Origin of the sequence: Streptomyces sp. NPDC126499 (assembly GCF_040302485.1) — a bacterium.
Taxonomy (GTDB): Bacteria; Actinomycetota; Actinomycetes; order Streptomycetales; family Streptomycetaceae; genus Streptomyces.
Genome location: NZ_JBEOUO010000022.1, coordinates 95,062 through 110,277 on the forward strand (window position 1 = coordinate 95,062; position 15,216 = coordinate 110,277).

The following is a 15,216-nucleotide window of genomic DNA, read 5'->3' on the forward strand; positions in this document are numbered from 1 at the left end:
CCCGCCTAGGCCCGTTCGAAGCAGGCCACGCTGCCCACGGTCACGAACCCGCGCCGCTCGTACCACCGCCGCGGCCAGTCGTCGGCGAGCGCCGTCAGGAAGCGGGTGGTGCAGCCGGCCTCGGCGGCCATGAGGAGCGCCGTGTCCAGGACCACCCCGGCGTGGCCCTGCCCGAGATGGGACTCGGCCGTCACCAGGTCCTCGATCTGCGCGACCCCCGTGGCCGGGTCCATGTACAGGTCGGCCCAGGACGCCACCTCGCCCCACTCGTCGTGCGAGGCGAGGAAGCGGACGTCGTCGGCGCCCCGCCGCCGGGCCGCCCGCCGCTCCACCAGGGTCGCCACCACGTCCTCGCCGGCGTCCGGCAGGAAGCGCCGCCAGCTTGCCGCCAGCGGCCCGCGCAGTGCCGGGAGATCCACCTCGCGGGCCCCGCCGAGCTCCGGCACCGGCCCCGTGTGCAGCATCAGGTCGACCGCCGTGCGCGTGTACCCGGCCCGCAGCAGCGGCCCGGCGCACGCCTCGGCCGTCGCCGCGTCGAGCACGTACACCGCCCGGTGCGGCAGAGGGGCCAGCACCTCCTCCACCCGCGCGGGCAGCGCCTCCGGGTCGGTGGGGCGGTCGACCAGGACGTGGTTGTCCGCCCGCGACAGCCTGTAGGTGTCGTCGAGCGCGGCGAACCCGCCCGGTATCTCCACCGTCCGCTCCGCCTGGCGGCGGGTGAAGGAGGACAGGAAGGCGTGGATCCGGCGCAGTTCGGAGCCGGCCGCGCCGGAGCCGCCGGGGCCGTTCGCAACAGAGGTCATCCCGGCAGGCTAAGCGCCGCCGCCCGCCGCCCGCACCGGAAAAACGGTCCGGCGGATACGGCGCCGAGGGGCGCGCTCTACGCGCGTAGGCGCTAGAGTGCCGCAATGACGAGCCAGATCCCCAGCACCCCCACCGCGGACCAGATCCGCCGCGCCCCGAAGGTCCTCCTCCACGACCACCTCGACGGCGGACTGCGCCCCGGCACGATCATCGAACTCGCCCGTGCCCAGGGCTACGACCGTCTCCCCGAGACCGAGCCGGACAAGCTCGGCATCTGGTTCCGGGAGGCCGCCGACTCCGGCTCCCTGGAGCGCTATCTGGAGACCTTCGCGCACACCTGTGCCGTCATGCAGACCCGTGAGGCCCTCGTCCGCGTCGCCGCCGAGTGCGCCGTCGACCTCGCCGAGGACGGCGTCGTCTACGCCGAGGTCCGCTACGCCCCCGAGCAGCACCTGGAGGCCGGCCTCACCCTCGAAGAGGTCGTCGAGGCCGTCAACGAGGGCTTCCGCGAGGGCGAGCGCCAGGCCCGCGCGAGCGGGCACCGGATCCGGGTCGGCGCGCTGCTCACCGCGATGCGGCACGCGGCCCGCGCCCTGGAGATCGCCGAACTCGCCAACGCCTACCGCGACTCCGGCGTCGTCGGCTTCGACATCGCGGGCGCCGAGGCCGGCTTCCCGCCCACCCGTCACCTCGACGCCTTCGAGTACCTGAAGCGGGAGAACAACCACTTCACCATCCACGCGGGCGAGGCCTTCGGCCTGCCGTCGATCTGGCAGGCCCTGCAGTGGTGCGGCGCCGACCGCCTCGGCCACGGCGTGCGGATCATCGACGACATCGAGGTCGCCGACGACGGCTCCGTCACCCTCGGCCGGCTCGCCGCGTACGTCCGCGACAAGCGGATCCCGCTGGAGATGTGCCCCACCTCCAACCTGCAGACCGGCGCCGCCGCCTCGTACAAGGAGCACCCGATCGGTCTGCTCCGCAAGCTGCACTTCCGCACCACCGTCAACACCGACAACCGGCTGATGAGCGGCACCAGCATGAGCAAGGAATTCGAATTCCTTGTCGAGGCATTCGACTACACGCTCGACGACATGCAGTGGTTCACGGTCAATGCGATGAAATCAGCGTTCATTCCTTTCGATGAACGACTCGCGATGATCAACGATGTCATCAAGCCCGGATATGCCGAGCTGAAGTCCGAATGGCTGTTCCAGCAGACCGCCACCACCAGCGACTCTTCCCGCCGAACGGGCTGATCGCGGCCTTCGGGACGATGATCTGAGCGGCCGGGCGCACCACGCCCGGCCGCATTTCGGTGTTTGCGGGCGGGAGCGTTCGCTGGTTAGTTTGCGTAGCCACTCTGCATTCCCCGAACTGCCCTGCTCTCGGGCCCTCCCCGACGCCCCGAGACACTCGAGATTCCCGAGGAAGATTTTCTGATGAAGCAGTCTGCCGCCAAGACGCTCGGTGTCGCCGCTCTCGGTGCCGCTTTCGCCGCTGCCGCCGCCGGAACGGCCTCCGCCGCCCCGTCGTCGCTTCCGGCCGGCCCCGACGCCCTCGGCCTGGTGACCAACACCCTGCCCCTCGGCGAGGACCTGACCGAGCTTCCCTCGGGCGCCGGCGAGGCGCTGGCCGGCGGCCAGGGTGCCCTCGGCACCGGTGTGCAGGAGGGCGTGGTCAAGACCCTCCCGGGCGCGGTCGAGCAGGCCCGGACCCTCCCGGGCGAGGTCCAGGAGCACACCCGGAACCTCCCGGTCGAGGGTGCCTCGAGCGTCCTCGACGCCACCCCGCTCGACGCGGCCGGCGGCCTCCTCGGCGGCCTGCCCGTCGGCGGCCTCGGCGGACTGCCGACCGGGGGCCTCGGCCTCTGAGCCCGTACGCGCCGAGGGCGCCCCTCCCCGCACCGGGAGGGGCGCCCTCGGGCTTTGCGCGCGGCTCTCGCCGGACTACCAGGCCGTGCTCGGCGTCTTCTCCGACGGCAACAGCACCCACAGCGCCACGTACAGCAGGAACTGCGGGCCCGGCAGCAGACACGAGGCCAGGAAGATCACGCGCATCGTCGTCGCGGAGATGCCGAAGCGCCGTGCCAGCGCCGCGCACACTCCGCCGATCACGCGTCCGTCACGAGGGCGGGTCAGTGCGGCCATGTCGGGCTCCTTCGGAGTCTTGCGGGGACCGTCTCTCCGGCCCCCGATCTGTCTCCATCCTCGCCCCGCCAAGGGGACAAAGCGTCGGTCTACGGGGCGATCCCGACCCTGGGAATCGTCGGGGTCGCCCCCTGAGAAGACCGCTCCCGCCTCCTCCTGGAGGAGGACCCGCCACCCGCCGGCCGCCGCCCGCGCGGTCCCCGGCGCAGCCACGCCCGTCCCGCCGGCACGAGCAGCACATGCGCCAGCGCCACCCCCGTGGTGTTCAGGAGCACCGAGTCCACGTCCACGACCTGCCCGGGCACCGCCGTCTGCAACAGCTCCACCGCGAGCGACACCAGCGCCCCTGCGGCGGTCGTACGGGCCAGCGACGCCCACGGCGAGACGGCGAGCCGCCCGTCGGCCATCGGAAGCAGCACCCCGAGCGGGGCCAGGAGCAGCAGACCGCCCCCGATCCGCCGGGCCGCCTCGACCGGACCGAGCGCCAGGTCGAGTCTGATCCCGGCCAGCGGGGTCAGGTTCGGCGCGGTCACCCACGCCACGTCCCGCGGGCGGAGCGTCACCCAGGCGACGAGCCCCAGATGCGCGAGGAGGAGGACGAACCCCACCACGCGTACGACCTTGGCGACGCTGTCGCCGGAACCGCCGGAACCTTGACGCTGCACGCCCCCCAAGACGCGCTTCCCGGCGGAATCGGTTCCGCCGGGTCCACGGCCGCGTTCAGGAGACCGGCGCGGAGGCGCCCGGCGCCCCCGGGGAGGCGGCCGGAGCCGCCGGATCCGACGGAGCCGACGCGGCCGCCGAGACCGACGGGACCGGCGACTCCGGACGCTCCTTCAGCTCCCGCGTACAGCTGTAGCGCCGCGGCTGGTACTTCCCCGGACCGCCCAGCACCACCGACGTGCCGCCCGCACCCGCCGTGCTCTCGGCGAACGTGCACACGATCTGCGCGAGCGCCGTCGGCGGCAGGTCCTCCGGCTGCCGGCTCAGCCGCAGCGTGCCCGCCGGATCACCGCGATGACCCGCGCTCACCACCAGCGGACCCTTCACCGCCGTCGCGAACCCGGCCTGCCGCTCCTCGTCCGACGGCTCGCTCTGCAACTGGGCGAGCAGCGCCGACGCCGTACGCACCGGGTCGCCCGCCACCTTCTCCTCCGGCAGCGGCGACCGGCGCTCCACCGCCTCCAGCTGGGCCCCGCACAACAGGTACACCCGCAGCGGGAGTCCCTGCGCCGAGGAGACGCCCGCGCCGTCCGCCACGCTGCACGGCACCCGCGAGGGCGCCGCGCCCGCGTCCACCGGCACCGAGGTCGTACGGATGCCGCAGCCCGCGAGCAGTACGGCGGCGCCCACCGCGCCCAGGACCACACGGCCCGTACGGCGACGTCTCAACTCTCCTCCACCTCGCCCTGGCTGCTGCGGGTCCGCAGCTCCCGCGCGATCCCCGAGCCGTCCCGGGGCAGCCGCAGCACGAACACCGCGCCGTCCACCCGGCCGTCGTCGTCCGTCGAGTTGGCGGCCGTGATGGAACCGCCGTGGATCAGCGCGTTCTCCATGGCGATCGACAGACCGAGCCCGCTGCCGTCCGAGCGCGGCCGGGAGGCGCTCGCCTTGTAGAAGCGGTCGAAGACGTGCGGCAGGACCTCCTCGGGGATGCCGGGCCCGTGGTCGCGCACCGCGATCACCAGGTCCTCCCCGGCCTCGCGGTCCTCCCCGTCCTCGGCGGCCTTCGCCGAGGGCTCCGTGCGCACCGAGACCCGCACCGGCGAGCCGCCGTGCTTGAGGGCGTTGCCGATCAGGTTCGCCAGGATCACGTCCAGGCGGCGCGGGTCGAGCCGCGCCACGATCCCGCGCTCGGCGTCCAGGTCGACCGCGTCCAGCCAGGCCCGCGCGTCGATGCACGCGGTGATCTGGTCGGCGATGTCCACGTCGTCCAGGACCAGACGGGCGGTGCCCGCGTCGAAGCGGGTCACCTCCATCAGGTTCTCCACCAGGTCGTTCAGCCGGCGCGTCTCGCTGACCACCAGCGCCACCGCCGGGGCGATCATCGGGTCGAGCGCGTCCTGCTCGTCCTCCAGGACCTCGGTCACGGCCGTCAGCGCGGTCAGCGGGGTGCGCAACTCGTGCGACATGTCGGCGACGAAGCGGCGGCTCGCCTCCTCCCGCGCGCTCATGTCCGCGACCTTCTTCTGCAGCGACTCGGCCGCGCTGTTGAACGTACGGGACAGATCGGCCAGTTCGTCGTTGCCGGAGACCCGCAGCCGGGTGTCCAGCTTGCCCTCGCCGAGCTGCCGGGCCGCCTCACCGAGCCGGTGCACCGGCCGAAGCACGGTGGTCGCCGCGACCTGCGCGAGCAGCACCGAGCCGATCACCGCGAGACCGGTGGCGATCCCGAGCGACCAGGCCAGCGAGTTCAGGTCCGCCTTCTCCGCGGCGAGCGACTTGAACATGTAGCCGGTCGGCCCGCCGCCGTCGACCTTCGTCCCGCCGACCAGATACGGCGTCCCGTCGCGCTGCGTCCGCTGCCAGAACAGGTGGTACGGATAGTCGTTGGTGTCCGTCACCGGCCGCTTCGTCCCGACCGCCGTCCGCAGCGAGCGCGGCACGTCCGCCAGCGTGAACACGTCCGGGTTCGAGGCGCCCACGATCGGCTTGCCCGCGTCCCGCTCCCCGATGAGCAGCACGCTGTAGCCGGCGCTGCCGCTCGCCATCTGCTCGGCGGTGCGCCGCAGCTCTTCCTCGGTGGGCCGCAGCGGCAGCGTCGCCGCCCGGTTCTGCATCTCCTGCCGGAAGTCGTTCAGCGCGCTGTCCTGGGTGCGCTTGAGGACGGCCTCGCGGTTCAGCCAGTACGCGATGCCCGAGGCGGACACGGCCGCGGTGAGCGCGACCAGGGCGAAGACGACGACGAGACGGAGCCGCAGACTGGTGAACCGCAGCACCGAGATGATCCCTTTGCTCACGCAGGGACGTCCAGCCGGTAGCCCACGCCCCGTACGGTACGGATCAGGGTCGGCGACGACGGCACGTCCTCCACCTTCGCGCGCAGCCGCTGCACACAGGCGTCCACCAGCCGCGAGTCGCCCAGGTAGTCGTGCTCCCACACCAGCCGCAGCAACTGCTGCCGGGACAGCGCCTGGCCGGGCCGCCGGCTCAGCTCCAGGAGCAGCCGCAACTCGGTCGGGGTGAGCTGGAGGTCCTCGCCGTTCTTCGTCACGGTCATCGCCGAGCGGTCGATCACCAGGGAGCCGAAGGTCGCCGAGTCGGTGGCCTCCCGCTCGCCACGGCGCAGCACGGCCCGGATCCGGGCGTCGAGCACCCGGCCCTGCACCGGCTTCACCACGTAGTCGTCGGCGCCGGACTCCAGGCCCACGACCACGTCGATGTCGTCGCTGCGGGCCGTCAGCAGGATGATCGGCAGCTGGTCGGTGCGCCGGATGCGACGGCACACCTCGAAGCCGTCGATGCCCGGCAGCATCACGTCCAGTACGACCAGGTCGGGCCGCTGTTCCTTCAGCAGCTTCAGGCCGTCCTCGCCCGTCGCCGCGGTGGCCACTCGGTGGCCCTGGCGTGACAGCGAGAGTTCGAGGGCCGTGCGGATGGCGTCGTCGTCCTCGATCAGCAACAGGAAAGGCACGGCCTCATTCTGTCCCATGCGGCCGTGCGAGTTCGACCGTCCGGTCACGCCGCCGTTCCGCCCGGGCCTGTGACACGGCTGTGACAGTCGGCGGACACCGCGATGAAGTGGGCGGGGCAGGATTTTCCCCATCAAGGACCTACGGACTCCAACGACGGGGGGCGCGAGATGAACGCACTGCACAGCACCACCTCGAGCGCAGTTGTCACGCGTCTCCACGACGTCACGCGGAGCACCGAGAAGTCCGGCGGTGTGAACGGGCGGGGGTGCGTTCGCAGCGTCGGGCGTCAGCGGAAGGCGCCGTACATGGCCGCCGTCCCTGACGGGGGAGCGGTGTACGGGGAGGCCACGGGGGAGCGCTCCGGATGCTCGGAGGCCGAGTTCACGGCCTACGTGCAGGAGCGCAGGGCCTCCCTGTACGCCACCGCCTACCACCTGACCGGTGACCGTTTCGAGGCCGAGGACCTGCTCCAGAGCGCGCTGTTCTCCACGTACCGCGCCTGGGACCGCATCAGCGACAAGGCCGCGGTGGGCGGCTACCTGCGCCGCACGATGACGAACCTGCACATCAGCGCCTGGCGGCGGCGCAAGCTCAACGAGTACCCGACCGAGGAGCTGCCGGAGACGGCGGGCGAGACGGACGCGATGCGCGGCACCGAACTGCGCGCCGTGCTGTGGCAGGCCCTCGCCCGGCTGCCCGAGCTCCAGCGCACCATGCTGGTGCTGCGCTACTACGAGGGCCGCACCGACCCGGAGATCGCGGAGATCCTGGGCATCAGCGTCGGCACGGTGAAGTCGAGCATCTGGCGCTCGCTGCGGCGACTGCGCGAGGACGAGGTGCTGAGCTTCGGCCGTGACGAGGAGGAGTCCTTCGGCGAGCTGGTGGCCTGAGGGAACGGGGGGATCACGGGGGAGACACGGGGGACCGTACGCAGGTACGGGGCAACGGGGGAAACGGCGAGGGCCGGACGGGATCGGGGGATTCCTGTCCGGCCCTCGCCACACGCGCGTGCGGGCGTACGGGTCCGGGACATCTCCCTGTTCTCGGTTGCCCGCCTCGCCACACGCGCGTGCGGGCGTACGGCTGCTGGAGAGCAAGCCCTCCCGCGACGACGACCTCGCCACACGCGCGCGGGGGTACGCGGTCAGGCGCGGGCGGCCGGGACGCGGCGGCGGCCCGCGGCCGCGGCGGCCAGGCGGCCCAGCGCCTCGTCCTTGGCGCACGGGTGCGCGCCCAGGGCGGCCTGCCGGGCGACGATCGACCGCTCGGCCCGCATCAGGCGCCAGCCGCGGCGCAGCAGGAACGGGACGGACTTGCGGCCCTCCCGCAGGTCGCGGAGCAGCCGGCGGCGGAAGGTCGTCGCGGGGCGGCCGCGCAGACACAGCGCGTCGGCGAGCACCCCGAGCTCGCGGCAGCGCGCCACGATGTCGGCGGCGAAGATGCCCTCCGCCACGAACAGCGGCGTCCGCTGGATGTCGAGCGTCTCGCGGTCCACGCGGGAGCTGGTGGAGATGTCGTACACGGGCACGTCGGTCCGTCCCGTACGGCACAGCTCCGCGATCGCGGCGACGGCGGCGTCCGCGTCCCAGGAGAGCGGGGAGTCCCAGTCGATGTCCGAACTGCCCTCCACCAGGGGCAGGGAGGGGTCGTCGCCCTCCTTGTAGAAGTCGTCGAGGCGCAGCACCGGCAGGCCGGTGGCGGCGGCGAGGGACGACTTGCCGGAGCCGGAGGGGCCCGCGAGCAGGACGACCCGGGTGGGGATCGGTTGGGAACTCACGGGACACCAGTGTGAACCATTCCCCCGTGCAGGGGACCCCCGAGGTGGCCGGTTGGTATCGAGCATCACACCTCCCTTACGCTCGGTGGCCGCTCGGTCACCCGGCGAAGACCCCCGTAGTCCCTGGAAGGACCGCCATGGCGCGTCACGCACAAGCCCGGACCCCCCGCCGCAGCGCCCTGCTGAAGGCCGGGCTCACCGTCACGGCGGCCGGCGCCGCCGTGTTCGGGGCGGGCGCCGGCGCCCAGGCGGCGGAGGGCGTGGCCGTCCCGCTGCCGCCCGACTCGCTCACCCGGGTCGACGGCACGGCGGCCCTCGGCGGCGTCGGCGACGGGGTGGCGCCGCTGACGCGCCTTCAGGCCGACCCGTCGGCCGGCCTGCCGGTGGCCGGGCCCCTGAGGCAGGGGCTGCTGCCCGGCTGACCGGGCGGCGGGGCTCAGCGGCCGCGCCGCAGCCAGCTGAGCACCGTGCGGGGTTCGGGCACCTTCGCGACGACGCCGCCACCGTCGGCGTACGACTCTCCGCCGTACGCCCCCGGATCCTTCAGGCGCACGCTCCACAGCCCGTCCGACGCCGGCAGGCTGAGGACGAGCGGGCCTGCGGGGAGGGGCACCGTCTCCTTCCGTCGGCCGATCTCGTTGACGGCGTTCGTCCCCCGGGCCGGGAGGCGGGTGAGGTCGTCGTGCCCGGCCAGCTCGAAGAGGTGGACGATGAAGTTGGAGTCGCCCTCGTAGCCGAAGACGACGTCGACCGGTCCGCCGGTGTACCGCAGGACGTCCGGGCCCCTGGACTTCAGCGGCTTGCCCGTCAGCAGCGGAGCGGTCGACAGCGGCGCGACCCGCAGCCGCCATTCCCCGTCCGTCTCCAGTCGCAGCCGCAGCCGTCCGTCCTCGGGGACGGTGGTGACGACGCGGCCCCGGAAGTCGTCGATCGTGCTGCTGACCAGGTAGCGCAACTTCTTGTTGTTGCCGTCGAGGGGCCACATCCCGGTGTAGCCGGGGCCGGTGACGTCGAGTTCGACGAGGATCACGCCCGGCGGGAGACCGTCCAGGGTGATCACGTCGTTCTCGCGGCCGCGCAGCTTGCGCGGCGTGAAGTCGGAGCCGTGCCGCCACTGGCCGGTGGAGGGACGCGAAGGCTGTACGGGGAGCGCGGCCGAGGCCGGGGATTCGGGGGCCTCCTGGGCCGACGCGCGGGCCTCCAGGGCCAGGGCCCGGATCTGCTCCGGGGTCATGTCCAGGAGTTCGGCCCGGGTCGGGCGCCGAACGCGGGCCGGTGCCTGGGGCTGATCCGGTGCCTGGGGCCGGGTCCCGGGCTCGCCCTGCGCCGTGGCCGGCGCCTCGGCCCGGGCCGTGACCGGGGCGGTCGACGTGTCCGGGGCCGGGGCCTGGACCGGCGTCTCGCGCGGGGCCTCGCTCACGTCCACCCCGTGGTCCCTCGCCAGTCCCGTCAGCCCGTCGACGTACCCCTGGCCCACCGCGCGGAACTTCCAGCCGCCGGAGCGGCGGTACAGCTCCGCGAGGACCATCGCCGTCTCGTCGCCCGCGTCGGTCACCTCGTACGCCACGACCGCCGAGCCGTCGGGGCCGAAGACCTCCACGGAGAGGCCGTGCGCGTCCCGCAGGGCGCCCGCCTCCGTCGAGGCCACGAGGAGGACGCGGGTGATCGCCTCCTCAATGCGCGGAAGGTCGGCGTCGACCCACACCGTGCCGTCCTCGCTCCCGGTGAGCCGTACCGCGCCCGACGCGTGCGCGGGAGCGCCGTCGAACACGATGTCGGAGTCCCCCCGGACCCTGCCCCGCTCCGTCACGAGCAGCGCCGCGACGTCCACCCCGCTCCGGACGGCGGCGCGTAGCGCGGCCGTCGGGACGAAGGCGTTGTTCCCCTTGACCAGTCCCCTCATCATGAACGGATCTTGCGCGCGGACGGCCCCGGGTGTCCACACCCGGGGCCGTCCGACCGAAGGTCCGGCCTAGTACGAGGAGCCGCTCGCGCCCAGGCTGCCCGTGGGGTGCCAGACGGTCTTCGTCTCCAGGAACGCGGTCATGCGGTCCGTGCCCGGGGACGCGGTGAAGTCCTCGGCGCGCGGGCGCAGGACGCGCTTCAGGTTGTCCGCGGCGGCGATCTCCAGGTCGCGGGCCAGGTCGGCGTCCGCGCCCGTCAGGTCGATCGCGTTGACGTCCAGGTGGGCCGCCAGGTGGGGGCCCATCTCGGCGGCCTTGCCGGACAGGATGTTGACGACACCGCCCGGCAGGTCGGAGGTGGCCAGCACCTCGCCCAGGGACAGCGCCGGCAGCGGGGCCTTCTCGGAGGCGATCACGACCGCCGTGTTGCCGGTCGCGATGACCGGGGCGATCACGGAGACCAGGCCCAGGAACGACGACTCCTGCGGGGCGATCACGGCGACGACACCGGTCGGCTCCGGGGTGGACAGGTTGAAGTACGGGCCCGCCACCGGGTTCGCGCCGCCGACGACCTGCGCGATCTTGTCCGTCCAGCCCGCGTACCAGACCCAGCGGTCGATCGCGGCCTCGACGACCTCGGCCGCCTTGTTCTTCGACAGGCCCTCGGCGTGCGCGACCTCGTGCACGAACTGGCCCTTGCGGCCCTCCAGCATCTCCGCGACGCGGTAGAGGACCTGGCCGCGGTTGTAGGCGGTGGCGCCCGCCCAGCCGCCGAAGGCTTTGCGCGCGGCGACGACCGCGTCCCGAGCGTCCTTGCGGGAGGACAGCGGCGCGTTGGCCAGCCACTTGCCCTTGGAGTCCGTCACCTCGTACACCCGGCCGCTCTCGGAGCGGGGGAACTTGCCCCCGACGTACAGCTTGTAGGTCTTGAAGACGCTCAGACGGGTCTGATCAGACATCGAGGTAGGCCTCCAGACCGTGGCGGCCGCCCTCGCGGCCGAAGCCCGACTCCTTGTAGCCGCCGAACGGCGAGGTCGGGTCGAACTTGTTGAACGTGTTGGCCCAGACGACCCCGGCGCGGAGCTTGTTCGCCACCGCGAGGATGCGGGAGCCCTTCTCCGTCCAGATGCCCGCCGACAGGCCGTACTGGCTGTTGTTGGCCTTGGCGACGGCCTCGTCGGGGGTACGGAAGGTCAGCACGGACAGGACCGGGCCGAAGATCTCGTCGCGGGCGACGGTGTGCGCCTGGGTGACGTTCGTGAAGAGCGTCGGGGCGAACCAGTAGCCCGAGGTCGGGATCTCGCACGCGGCGGACCAGCGCTCGGCGCCCTCCGCCTCGCCCTGCTCGACCAGCTTCGTGATCCGGGCCAGCTGCTCCTCGGAGTTGATGGCGCCGATGTCGGTGTTCTTGTCCAGCGGGTCGCCGAGGCGCAGGGTGCTCAGCCGGCGCTTGAGCGAGTCGAGCAGCTCGTCGTGGACCGACTCCTGGACGAGCAGGCGCGATCCGGCGCAGCAGACCTGGCCCTGGTTGAAGAAGATGCCGTTGACGATGCCCTCGACGGCCTGGTCGATGGGCGCGTCGTCGAAGACGATGTTGGCGCCCTTGCCGCCCAGCTCCAGGGTGAGCTTCTTGTCCGTGCCGGCCACGGCCTTGGCGATGGCCCGGCCGACGGCGGTCGAGCCGGTGAAGGCGACCTTGTTCACGTCCGGGTGTTCGACCAGCGCGGCGCCGGTGTCCCCGTACCCCGGAAGGATGTTGACGACACCCTTGGGCAGCCCCGCCTGGCGGCAGATGTCCGCGAAGAACAGGGCGGAGAGCGGGGTGGTCTCGGCGGGCTTCAGGACGACCGTGTTGCCGGTCGCGAGCGCCGGGGCGATCTTCCACGCGAGCATGAGCAGCGGGAAGTTCCACGGGATGACCTGGCCGGCCACGCCCAGCGGGCGCGGGTTCGCGCCGAAGCCGGCGTGGTCGAGCTTGTCGGCCCAGCCCGCGTAGTAGAAGAAGTGCGCGGCGACCAGCGGAAGGTCGGCGTCGCGGGTCTCCTTGATCGGCTTGCCGTTGTCCAGGGTCTCCAGGACGGCCAGCTCGCGGCTGCGCTCCTGGATGATCCGGGCGATCCGGAAGAGGTACTTGGCCCGCTCGGAGCCGGGCAGCGCCGACCACTTCTCGAAGGCCCTGCGGGCCGCCTTCACCGCGCGGTCCACGTCCTCGGCGCCCGCCTGGGCGACCTCCGAGAGGACCTCCTCGGTGGAGGGGGAGACGGTCTTGAAGACCTTGCCGTCGGCCGCCTCGGTGAACTCGCCGTCGATGAACAGGCCGTAGGACGGCGCGATGTCGACGACGGACCGGGACTCGGGCGCCGGTGCGTACTCGAATGCAGATGCCATGTTGATCAGTCCACCGTCACGTAATCGGGGCCGGAGTAGTGGCCGGTCGCCAGCTTCTGACGCTGCATCAGCAGGTCGTTGAGCAGGCTGGAGGCACCGAAGCGGAACCAGTGGTTGTCCAGCCAGTCCTCGCCGACGGTCTCGTTGACCAGGACCAGGAACTTGACGGCTTCCTTGGTGTTGCGGATGCCGCCCGCGGGCTTCACGCCGATCTGGACGCCGGTCTGGGCGCGGAAGTCGCGCACGGCCTCCAGCATGAGGAGCGTGTTGGCGGGGGTGGCGTTGACCGCGACCTTGCCGGTCGAGGTCTTGATGAAGTCCGCGCCCGCCATCATGCCGAGCCAGGAGGCGCGGCGGATGTTGTCGTACGTGGACAGCTCGCCCGTCTCGAAGATCACCTTCAGGCGCGCGCGGTCGCCGCACTCCGCCTTGACGGCGGCGATCTGCTCGTACACCTCCAGGTAGCGGCCGGCGAGGAAGGCGCCACGGTCGATGACCATGTCGATCTCGTCGGCGCCGGCGGCGATGGCGTCGGCCGTGTCGGCGAGCTTCACGGGCAGCGCGGCGCGGCCGGCCGGGAAGGCGGTGGCGACGGAGGCGACCTTGACGCCGGAGCCGGCCAGGGCGGCCTTGGCGGTGGCCACCATGTCGGGGTAGACGCAGACGGCGGCGGTCGTCGGGGTCGTGCGGTCGGTCGGATCGGGACGGACGGCCTTGGCGGCGAGCGCCCGGACCTTGCCCGGGGTGTCCGCGCCTTCGAGCGTCGTCAGGTCGATCATGGAGATGGCCAGGTCGATGGCGTACGCCTTGGCCGTGGTCTTGATCGAGCGGGTGCCGAGGGACGCGGCGCGCGCCTCCAGGCCGACGGCGTCGACGCCGGGCAGCCCGTGGAGGAAGCGGCGCAGCGTGCTCTCGGACGCGGTCACGTCGGCGAAAGCAGAAGCTGCGGTTGCAGTGGTGGGCATGGTCACCAGTCGAGCATATCTACGCGCGTAGCGGCCTGTACAGGGGGCTGCTCGTACGAGCGGGCGAAAGCGCAGGTGGGGGCAGGGGAGGGGAAGGGGCGGTGAGGTCTGTCACATGCCCGTGACATGGAGCGGACAACTCCATCACCGCAGGTCAATAACGTTTCTTCTGCAGCCAGCGAGAACTCACCGGCCCCACCCGAACGAGATGTCAGCGGCATGCGGCTCTTCCCATCCGACCTTTTTGACTTCACGGGAGTCGTTATGCGCATCGCCCTCCGCACCGCCGTCGCCACCGCCCTCCTCGCGGGCCTCGCGATGACGCCGGTCGTCGCCACCGGGACCGCCCTCGCGGCGGACGGCCCGGCCGCCACCGCGGAGGACGGCGGAACGCTCGTCAGGACCGTGACGCTCGCCGACGGCACCGTTGTCAAGGTCTACAAGCTGGGCCCGACGCACTACCGCGCCGACGCCTTCCTGCACGGCCGGTCGATCGGCAGCATCGAGGCGAACGGGCGCCCCGCGGCGGCCAACAACAACGGGCATTTCGCGGTCCTCACGGAGGACGGCCGCATCATCTCCTGGCAGGGCAACTACGCCCACCCCACCAAGTCCGGCACCTACCGCCTCGCCGACGGCACGCTCGTCCAGATCGATCTGCGGTCCGACCGGACGGGCATCCAGCTGATCGCCGGCGACAAGGGTCTGGGCTGGTCGTACGTGAACGACAAGGACTTCCGCAAGGTCTTCTACATGGGCAAGGACGCCGTCGTCGTCCTCGAGTACCGCAGCGGCCTGTCCGCCTACATCGCGGGCCCGGGCAAGAAGCAGGGCGTCCCCGAGTACCTCGGCCCCGGCATCGTCACCCCGAAGCCGACCACCCCCGCCCCCCTGCCGCCGGCGAAGACCCTCAGCGGGCCGACCGTCACCGCGATCTGCACCGTCAAGGAGGAGATCGAGTCCTCGTTCGGCGCGGGCTGGGTCGTCTCCCTCACCAACGACCTGAACGAGGGCCCCTCGGCCGTCCTGCGGAAGCGCGGCTCGGCCGTCGCCACGGTCGACCGCGCGCACCCCGTCGACTCCGTCAACGGCCTGAAGATCGAGCGCGCCGACACCCTCACCCCGCGCTTCGGCCAGCGCACCCAGGGCGGCGACATGCCCTACCGCTGGAACGACTTTCCGAAGCTCCCCAAGGGCTGCGTGAAGACCGCTCCGTCCCAGAAGCCCACCACCTCGCCCTCGCCGACCCCCTCGGCCACGCCCTCGGCGTCCACCGGGACCGGCACCGGTACGGGCACGGGCACCCAGGGCGGTCAGACCAGCGTCGTGCCCAAGGGCGGGGTCGCCGCCGGTGCGGAGTTCGGCAGCGTCGAGCAGGGCAACGACACCGCGCTGCTCGCCTCCGGCGCCGGTGCCGCCGTGGTCGTCGCCGGGCTCGGCCTCACCGCCCTGCGCCGCCGCTCCGCCGCCCGCGGCTGACACCCGCGTCACACCCCACACCACGCGACACCCACACCCCAGCGGCGGGCCGCCGCTTATCAGCCGCCACCGCGGCGACGAGCAGCTCCCGCTCGACGCCCTGCAGTTCATCAC

General features: G+C 72.5%; 16 protein-coding genes. 5 read left to right on the forward strand and 11 right to left on the reverse strand.

The genetic code is table 11. The features are described 5' to 3' along the window. Positions 1 to 5: 5 nt before the first annotated feature. On the reverse strand, positions 6 to 803 hold the full coding sequence (locus ABTZ91_RS27195; RefSeq protein WP_352079872.1) for a GNAT family N-acetyltransferase: 798 nt from the start codon (positions 801 to 803) through the stop codon (positions 6 to 8). A gap of 105 nt (positions 804 to 908) precedes the next feature. Between ABTZ91_RS27195 and ABTZ91_RS27200 the strand changes: the two genes are divergently transcribed. Both ABTZ91_RS27200 and ABTZ91_RS27205 read left to right on the forward strand, forming a co-directional pair. Then, positions 909 to 2,063, forward strand: a complete 1,155-nt coding sequence (locus tag ABTZ91_RS27200) for an adenosine deaminase (RefSeq protein WP_352079873.1) — start codon at positions 909 to 911, stop codon at positions 2,061 to 2,063. A gap of 183 nt (positions 2,064 to 2,246) precedes the next feature. Further along, positions 2,247 to 2,678: a hypothetical protein gene (locus ABTZ91_RS27205; protein WP_352079874.1), complete on the forward strand. Its 432-nt coding sequence runs from the start codon at positions 2,247 to 2,249 to the stop codon at positions 2,676 to 2,678. A gap of 75 nt (positions 2,679 to 2,753) precedes the next feature. On the opposite strand, the gene ABTZ91_RS27210 is transcribed toward ABTZ91_RS27205, so the two are convergent. The 5 genes from ABTZ91_RS27210 to afsQ1 form a co-directional block, all read right to left on the reverse strand. Further along, on the reverse strand, positions 2,754 to 2,954 hold the full coding sequence (locus ABTZ91_RS27210) for a PspC domain-containing protein (RefSeq protein WP_352079875.1): 201 nt from the start codon (positions 2,952 to 2,954) through the stop codon (positions 2,754 to 2,756). 89 nt (positions 2,955 to 3,043) lie between these two features. Continuing rightward, entirely contained in the window at positions 3,044 to 3,619 is a 576-nt protein-coding gene (locus tag ABTZ91_RS27215) for a VanZ family protein (RefSeq protein WP_352079876.1), read from the reverse strand. Positions 3,620 to 3,674: 55 nt separating this feature from the next. Continuing rightward, the gene (locus ABTZ91_RS27220) at positions 3,675 to 4,346 is read right to left on the reverse strand and encodes a hypothetical protein (protein ID WP_352079877.1); all 672 of its coding nucleotides are present in this window, start codon (positions 4,344 to 4,346) and stop codon (positions 3,675 to 3,677) included. Next, complete coding sequence (locus tag ABTZ91_RS27225; protein ID WP_352079878.1) at positions 4,343 to 5,914, reverse strand: HAMP domain-containing sensor histidine kinase; 1,572 nt, start codon at positions 5,912 to 5,914, stop codon at positions 4,343 to 4,345. Before ABTZ91_RS27225 ends, ABTZ91_RS27220 begins: the two co-directional genes overlap by 4 nt. After that, entirely contained in the window at positions 5,911 to 6,588 is a 678-nt protein-coding gene (gene afsQ1 / locus ABTZ91_RS27230; protein WP_265869013.1) for a two-component system response regulator AfsQ1, read from the reverse strand. The genes ABTZ91_RS27225 and afsQ1 overlap by 4 nt, the downstream gene beginning before the upstream one ends. Before the next feature lie 168 nt (positions 6,589 to 6,756). Here afsQ1 and ABTZ91_RS27235 point away from each other — a divergent pair, with 168 nt between their 5' ends. Next, positions 6,757 to 7,479 carry a SigE family RNA polymerase sigma factor gene (locus ABTZ91_RS27235; protein WP_352079879.1) on the forward strand — a complete coding sequence of 241 codons (723 nt, stop codon included), beginning with the start codon at positions 6,757 to 6,759 and terminating at the stop codon, positions 7,477 to 7,479. A gap of 254 nt (positions 7,480 to 7,733) precedes the next feature. Here ABTZ91_RS27235 and ABTZ91_RS27240 read toward each other — a convergent pair whose 3' ends face one another. Then, entirely contained in the window at positions 7,734 to 8,432 is a 699-nt protein-coding gene (locus ABTZ91_RS27240; protein WP_352079880.1) for a uridine kinase, read from the reverse strand. A 71-nt stretch (positions 8,433 to 8,503) separates the two neighbouring features. Here ABTZ91_RS27240 and ABTZ91_RS27245 point away from each other — a divergent pair, with 71 nt between their 5' ends. After that, positions 8,504 to 8,788: a hypothetical protein gene (locus tag ABTZ91_RS27245; RefSeq protein WP_352079881.1), complete on the forward strand. Its 285-nt coding sequence runs from the start codon at positions 8,504 to 8,506 to the stop codon at positions 8,786 to 8,788. Between the two features lie 14 nt (positions 8,789 to 8,802). Here ABTZ91_RS27245 and ABTZ91_RS27250 read toward each other — a convergent pair whose 3' ends face one another. The 4 genes from ABTZ91_RS27250 to deoC form a co-directional block, all read right to left on the reverse strand. Continuing rightward, positions 8,803 to 10,272 (reverse strand): TerD family protein, encoded by a 1,470-nt coding sequence (locus ABTZ91_RS27250; RefSeq protein WP_352079882.1) that lies wholly within the window; start codon positions 10,270 to 10,272, stop codon positions 8,803 to 8,805. Between the two features lie 66 nt (positions 10,273 to 10,338). Further along, entirely contained in the window at positions 10,339 to 11,229 is an 891-nt protein-coding gene (locus ABTZ91_RS27255) for an aldehyde dehydrogenase family protein (RefSeq protein ID WP_352079883.1), read from the reverse strand. Continuing rightward, complete coding sequence (locus tag ABTZ91_RS27260; protein WP_352079884.1) at positions 11,222 to 12,658, reverse strand: aldehyde dehydrogenase family protein; 1,437 nt, start codon at positions 12,656 to 12,658, stop codon at positions 11,222 to 11,224. Before ABTZ91_RS27260 ends, ABTZ91_RS27255 begins: the two co-directional genes overlap by 8 nt. Positions 12,659 to 12,663: 5 nt before the next feature. Further along, positions 12,664 to 13,623, reverse strand: a complete 960-nt coding sequence (gene deoC, locus ABTZ91_RS27265) for a deoxyribose-phosphate aldolase (protein ID WP_352079885.1) — start codon at positions 13,621 to 13,623, stop codon at positions 12,664 to 12,666. Positions 13,624 to 13,887: 264 nt separating this feature from the next. Here deoC and ABTZ91_RS27270 point away from each other — a divergent pair, with 264 nt between their 5' ends. Then, entirely contained in the window at positions 13,888 to 15,102 is a 1,215-nt protein-coding gene (locus tag ABTZ91_RS27270; RefSeq protein ID WP_352079886.1) for a hypothetical protein, read from the forward strand. Positions 15,103 to 15,216: the final 114 nt, after the last annotated feature.

Coding starts and splice junctions, on each gene's coding strand:
- ABTZ91_RS27200 (WP_352079873.1), top strand. CDS start 909: ATGACGAGCCAGATCCCCAGCACCCCCACCGCGGACCAGATCCGCCGC.
- deoC (WP_352079885.1), bottom strand. CDS start 13,623: ATGCCCACCACTGCAACCGCAGCTTCTGCTTTCGCCGACGTGACCGCG.
- ABTZ91_RS27210 (WP_352079875.1), bottom strand. CDS start 2,954: ATGGCCGCACTGACCCGCCCTCGTGACGGACGCGTGATCGGCGGAGTG.
- ABTZ91_RS27195 (WP_352079872.1), bottom strand. CDS start 803: ATGACCTCTGTTGCGAACGGCCCCGGCGGCTCCGGCGCGGCCGGCTCC.
- ABTZ91_RS27245 (WP_352079881.1), top strand. CDS start 8,504: ATGGCGCGTCACGCACAAGCCCGGACCCCCCGCCGCAGCGCCCTGCTG.
- ABTZ91_RS27260 (WP_352079884.1), bottom strand. CDS start 12,658: ATGGCATCTGCATTCGAGTACGCACCGGCGCCCGAGTCCCGGTCCGTC.
- ABTZ91_RS27255 (WP_352079883.1), bottom strand. CDS start 11,229: ATGTCTGATCAGACCCGTCTGAGCGTCTTCAAGACCTACAAGCTGTAC.
- ABTZ91_RS27205 (WP_352079874.1), top strand. CDS start 2,247: ATGAAGCAGTCTGCCGCCAAGACGCTCGGTGTCGCCGCTCTCGGTGCC.
- ABTZ91_RS27270 (WP_352079886.1), top strand. CDS start 13,888: ATGCGCATCGCCCTCCGCACCGCCGTCGCCACCGCCCTCCTCGCGGGC.
- ABTZ91_RS27235 (WP_352079879.1), top strand. CDS start 6,757: ATGAACGCACTGCACAGCACCACCTCGAGCGCAGTTGTCACGCGTCTC.
- ABTZ91_RS27250 (WP_352079882.1), bottom strand. CDS start 10,272: ATGATGAGGGGACTGGTCAAGGGGAACAACGCCTTCGTCCCGACGGCC.
- ABTZ91_RS27240 (WP_352079880.1), bottom strand. CDS start 8,432: ATGCTCGATACCAACCGGCCACCTCGGGGGTCCCCTGCACGGGGGAAT.